Source organism: Stenotrophomonas sp. P5_B8 (assembly GCF_054049855.1).
Genome location: NZ_JBFULO010000230.1, coordinates 1 through 5,770, shown reverse-complemented (window position 1 = coordinate 5,770; position 5,770 = coordinate 1). Strand labels below are relative to the sequence as shown.

Genomic DNA, 5,770 nt, shown 5'->3' with positions numbered 1-5,770 from the left:
AGGTAGAGCCGAGCCATGCTCGGCTGACCATAGCCGAGAGGTAGAGCCGAGCCATGCTCGGCTGGCCAGAGGCGGAGGTAGAGCCGAGCCATGCTCGGCCGGCCATAGGCGGGAGGTAGAGCCGAGCCATGCTCGGCTGACGCACCCGGAGCGCTGCCGGAAGAGCAGCAGAGCATGGCTCGGCTCTACCCTGCTCCGGGACCGGTGCCGAAGCGTACCGACCAACGGTCGGCACCTACCCGGTTCGGATTCACCGGATTCACCGGACTCACTGGATTAAACGGACTCACCGGACTCACCGGATTAAACGGACTCACCGGATTCACCGGATTGCCAACCCACGGCCGCCACCACCGTCACACCCGCAGCGTCACACCTGCAGCYTCACACCTGCAGCGTCACTCGAACGACCCCACCGAGTCGTGCGACAGGTTGTCGAAGCGCGTGTATTCACCGAAGAACTTGAGCTTGCACGCGCCGGTCGGGCCGCCTCGGTGCTTGCCGATGATGATCTCGGCCAAGCCCTTGTCCGGCGAGTTTTCCTTGTTGTAGTAATCGTCGCGGTAGATGAACACGATCATGTCCGCGTCCTGCTCGATAGCGCCGGATTCGCGAAGGTCGGCCATCACCGGGCGCTTGTCCGTACGCGTTTCCAGCGAGCGGTTGAGCTGGGACAGCGCGATCACCGGCACGTTGAGTTCCTTGGCCAGGCCCTTCAACGAACGCGAGATCTCCGAGATTTCGGTCGCGCGGTTTTCGCTGTTGCCCGGCACGCTCATCAGCTGCAGGTAGTCGATCACGATCAGGCCCAGGTCGTGCTCGCGCTTGAGGCGACGGCACTTGGAGCGCAGGATTTCTGGCGACACGCCCGGCGTGTCGTCGATGAAGATCTTGGTTTCCTTCAGCATGCGGATGGCGCCGGTGACCCGGCTCCAGTCCTCATCTTCCAGCTGGCCGGTACGCAGCCGCTGGGCGTTGATGCGGCCGTTGGAGGAAATCAGACGCATCGCCAGCTGCGAGGCGGACATTTCCATCGAAAACACCGCCACGCCCTTCTTGGACTTGATCGCCGCGTACTCGGCGATGTTCAGGGCAAAGGTGGTCTTGCCCATCGCCGGACGCGCAGCCAGGATGATCAGGTCGGTCGGCTGCAGGCCGGAGGTCATCGCGTCGAAATCCGCGTAGCCGGTCGGCAGGCCGGTGATGTTGCCGCCGTTCTCGAAGCGGTTGCGCAGCTCTTCGAAGGCGTCCTTCAACGCGCCGGGCATCGCCACGAAATCGGTGCGGCCGCGGGCGCCCTGTTCGGCGATCGCGAACACCGACTTTTCCGCCGCCGACAGCAGCTCGCTGCTTTCGCGGCCTTCGGGCTGGAAGCCGTCGTTGACGATGTCGGTGCCGACCTGGATCAGCTGGCGCAGCACCGCCTTGTCGCGCACGATCTCGGCGTAGGCGGCAATGTTGGCCGCCGACGGCGTGGTGCTGGCCAGTTCGATCAGGTAGGCGCCATCGCCGACCAGCTCCATCCGCCCCTGCGATTCGAACCACTCGCCCAAGGTCACCGCATCGAACGGACGATCGCGCTCGGACAGCTCGCGGATCGCACGGTAGATCATCTGGTGGTCGCGACGGTAGAAATCTGTCTCGGTCAGCTGATCGTTGATGCGGTCGTAGCTTTCCGGGGCGAGCATCAGTCCGCCCAGCACCGCCTGCTCGGCCTCGATCGAATGCGGGGGCACGCGCAGCTGGTCGATCCGCGATTCATCGCGGTCGAAACGGTCACCGCGGTCTTTGCGGTCGGAACGGAAGCCAGAGCGGGCGGACATATCGAGGCGTACTTCCTGCAGTGCGGAGCATGGGGCATGGTAGGCACGGAGCGACCGCCACAGCCATGCACAACCCTGTGGATAAGCGGTGGATGAGCTGGGTATACCGGCAGTTGCCGGCAGCATCGGCCGCAGCCGTCGCATTTCGTGCGACAGGCGCCGTTGCGGCGCCCGCCGTGCCACCATTATCGCAGAAGCGCCCGGCTCAATGCTGACCGCCGTGGGTGGCGATCCAGGCCAGGAACTTGTCCACGAAGCCCTGCAGGAACGTCTTCGTGGCCTCGTTGCCGATGTTGCCCGCCTCGTCGATCAGGCCATCCTTGAAGTGCAGGAACACCTCCGGCTGGCCGAGCACCGGCACGTCGAGGTAGGCCAGCACATTGCGCAGGTGCTGCTGGGCCAGCGCGGTGCCGATCACCCCGATCGAGGCCCCGGCCACCGCCGCCGGCTTGCCGGCGAACGCGCTGTCGCCGTAGGGACGCGAGCCCAGGTCGATGGCGTTCTTGAGCACGCCGGGGATCGAGCGGTTGTACTCGGGGGTGATGAACAGCAGCGCGTCGGCGTCACGGATCTGCTTTTTCAGGCGCACGCCCTGGGCGGGGTAGTCCTTGTCGAAATCCTGGTTGTAGAGCGGCAGGTCGCCGATCTCCACGTACTCAAAACGCGCTTTGCCGGCCGCCAGTTTCTCCAGCGCATGGGCCAGCGCCTTGTTGTGCGAGCCCTTGCGCAGGCTGCCGACCAGTACCGCGATCTTCACTTCGGCCATGGGGATGTCTCCGTTTGGGGGAAACCCCGAGCCTAGGCGGGCGCACCTTCGGCGACGGTGAAGGGGGCCCGGCCAGGCGCCCACACCGCGCAGGGTGGAGCCACCCCATGGGTGGCTGCCTTTCCACCACACATCATCGGCACGTCAGCCACGCATGGCGTGGCTCTACCCTCCAGCACCCCGCAAGGTAGCGCCACCCCATGGGTGGCTGCCTTTGCACCACAGATCATCGGCACGTCAGCCACGAATGGCGTGGCCCTGCCCTCCAGCACCCCGCACGGTAGCGCCACCCCATGGGTGGCTGCGCACTCTCAACCGCGCTCGACGCCCGCGCGCACCTCGCGCCAGTGCGCCTGCCAGGCCTGGAACATCAGCACGTTCCACAGGTGCGTGTGCCATTTGCGCTCGCCCTGCTTGAACTGCTGCCACAGCGGCGCCACCGCCTCCACGTTGAACACACCCTCCGCGGCCAGCCGCGCCGGATCGAGCAGTTCGTCGGCCCAGCCGCGCAGGTCGCCCTTGAGCCACGCGCTGACCGGCGCCCCGAAGCCGCGCTTGGGGCGGTGCACCATGTCCTGCGGCACATAACGGCCCAGCACGCGCTTAAGCAGGTATTTGCTGACCCCGTCTCGGTGCTTCATCGACAGCGGCAGCGACCAGGCGAACTCGGCCACCCGCCAGTCCAGCAACGGCGCGCGCGCCTCCAGGCTGACCGCCATGCTGGTGCGGTCGACCTTGCACAGCAGGTCATCGGGGAGATAGGTGTTGAAGTCGGCCAGCATCATCGCGTCGGCCGGCGAGCCGGCGCCGTGCAGCGGGTCGGCCAGGTCGTAGAAGCTGCCGGCCCCGGTGGCCCCCTTCACCGCCGCGACCGGGTCGCGCCAGCGCGAGATGCGGTTGCGGTACACATCGCCGATGCCGCGCGCGCCAGTCTCGGCCAGCAGCGCGGCCAGGCCGCCGGTGCGCGAGGCCTCACCCTGGGTCTGCGAATGGGCCGCCATCCAGCGCCGCAGCGGTGCCGGCACTTTGCCGAGCATCGCCCAGTTGCGCAGCGCACGCTGGTAGCGGCTGTAGCCGAAGAACAGCTCATCGCCGCCGTCGCCCGACAGCGCCACGGTGACCGACCCGCGCGCCAGCYTGGCCACCAGCGCGGTGGGCACCTGCGAGGCATCGGCAAAGGGCTCGTCGAACATCGCGGGCAACTGTGGCACCACCGCCAGCGCGTCGGCGCCGCTGACATACAGCTCGGTGTGATCGGTGCCCAGGTGTTGCGCCAGCGCCTTGGCCAGCGGCGCCTCGTCGTGATCCGAATCCTGGAACCCGATGCTGAAACTGTGGATCGGCGTGGACGACTGCGACTGCATCAGCGCGGCCACCACCGATGAATCGGTGCCGCCGGAGAGGAATACGCCGACCGGCACGTCGGCCACCATCCGCAGCCCCACCGCGTCACGCAGCAGGCCGTCCAGCTGCGCCTCGGCATCGTCGTCGCTGCCGATGAACGGCAACGCCAGCGCCTGCTGCATGCGCTCGCGCGCATTCCAGAACGGCACCTGCTGCTGGTCCGGCCGGTGTGCGGCGGCACCGGCGGCAACGGTGGCCGCGTCCAGGCGCAGCACCCGCCCCGGCATCAGCTTGAAGCAGCGCGCATGGATGCWGTGCGGGGCGGGAATGTAGTCCAGCCGCAGCAGCAGGGTCAGCGCGTCGCGGTCGACGTCGTTGTCGAAGGCCGGGTGCTGCCACAGCGCCTTCAACTCCGATCCGAACACCAGCGCATCGCCGGCCCAGCCGTAATACAGCGGCTTCTTGCCGACCCGGTCGCGGGCCAGCCAAAGACACTGCTCGGCGTGGTCCCAGAGCGCGATGGCGAACATGCCGTTCGCACGCTGCAGGGTTTCATCCAGCCCCCACGCCACGAACGCGGCCAGCAGCACCTCGGTGTCGGAGTGCCCGCGGAAGTGGTGCCCCAAGGCCTCCAGCTCGGCACGCAGCGTGGCGAAGTTGTAGACCTCGCCGTTGTAGGCAAGCACGTAGCGCCCGTCGTCGGACGCCATCGGCTGGTGGCCCAGCGGCGACAGGTCCAGGATGCTCAGCCGCCGATGCGCCAGCGCGATGCCGCGCCCGGCATCGGCCCACACCCCGCTGTCGTCCGGGCCACGATGGATCAGCGCGTCGCCCATGCGTCGCGCCAGCTCTTCCAGTGCTGCCTGCTCCGCTACCGGAGCCGGCAGCAGCATTCCTGCCAATCCACACATGCGTCAGAGATCCTGCGCCAGTACCCGGGCGGCGCTTACCAGCGCATTGTCGCTTGGAAGCACGCACATTGCTGCCCCCGCCAGCGGCGTATAGGTATCGGCACCGCTGACCCGCTGCAACGGCAGGTGGCCCAGGCCTGCTTCGACCAACGCGGTGATGACGCCCTCGCCCACCCCGGCGCTGTGCCGGCCCTCATCGACCACCAGCACACGCTGGGCGTCGGCCGCCTGTTCGGCGATGAAACCGGCATTGAGCGGCACCAGCCAGCGCAGGTCCACCACCCGCACCTGCCAGCCCAGCTCGGCCTGGATGGTGCGCGCCGCGCGCAGGCTCATCGGTACGCCGTTGCCATAGGTGAAGACCACCAGGTCGCTGGCCTCCGGCGCATATACCCGCCCCTCCCCCGGCAACATCGTCTGCTCCGGCGATGGGTAGGCGAACAGCCACTGGCCGTCGCCCGGGTCGTGCAGATCCTTGGTCATGTACAGCGCGATCGGCTCCAGGAACACCGACACCCGTCCATCGACCCGGGCCAGTGCAGCCAGCGTGCGCAGCATCATCGCCGCGTCGTCGCCCCGCGACGGGCACCCGACCACCAACCCGGGGATATCGCGCAGCGCGGCAATGGAATTGTCGTTGTGGAAGTGGCCCCCGAAGCCCTTCTGGTAGCCCAGCCCGGCAATGCGCACCAGCATCGGGTTGCGGTACTGGTCGTTGGAGAAGAACTGCAGCGAACAGGCCTCGCCACGCAGTTGGTCGGCCGCGTTGTGCAGGTAGGCCAGGTACTGGATCTCCGGGATCGGCAGCATGCCCAGGTTGGCCAGGCCCTGGGCCATGCCCAGGATCATGGTTTCGTCCAGCAGCGTGTTGAACACCCGGCGCGGACCGAATGCCTTGAGCAGGCCCTTGCTGACCGTATACACCC

General features: G+C 67.4%; 4 protein-coding genes. All 4 read right to left on the bottom strand.

The genetic code is table 11. The annotated features are described in order from the left end of the window. Positions 1 to 398 precede the first annotated feature (398 nt). Positions 399 to 1,823, bottom strand: a complete 1,425-nt coding sequence (locus ACXJKH_RS12990) for a replicative DNA helicase (RefSeq protein WP_256775545.1) — start codon at positions 1,821 to 1,823, stop codon at positions 399 to 401. A 205-nt stretch (positions 1,824 to 2,028) separates the two neighbouring features. Then, the gene (locus tag ACXJKH_RS12985) at positions 2,029 to 2,589 is read right to left on the bottom strand and encodes an NADPH-dependent FMN reductase (RefSeq protein ID WP_457319834.1); all 561 of its coding nucleotides are present in this window, start codon (positions 2,587 to 2,589) and stop codon (positions 2,029 to 2,031) included. Between the two features lie 311 nt (positions 2,590 to 2,900). Beyond that, positions 2,901 to 4,844 (bottom strand): asparagine synthase (glutamine-hydrolyzing), encoded by a 1,944-nt coding sequence (asnB, locus tag ACXJKH_RS12980; protein ID WP_457319832.1) that lies wholly within the window; start codon positions 4,842 to 4,844, stop codon positions 2,901 to 2,903. Between the two features lie 3 nt (positions 4,845 to 4,847). Beyond that, positions 4,848 to 5,770 (bottom strand): alpha-ketoacid dehydrogenase subunit beta (locus ACXJKH_RS12975; protein WP_457319830.1); only part of this gene is annotated, 923 nt, incomplete at its 5' end.

What these genes read in the sequence shown, in the direction of transcription:
- ACXJKH_RS12990 (WP_256775545.1), bottom strand. Translation starts at nt 1,823, where the DNA reads ATGTCCGCCCGCTCTGGCTTCCGTTCCGACCGCAAAGACCGCGGTGAC.
- ACXJKH_RS12985 (WP_457319834.1), bottom strand. Translation starts at nt 2,589, where the DNA reads ATGGCCGAAGTGAAGATCGCGGTACTGGTCGGCAGCCTGCGCAAGGGC.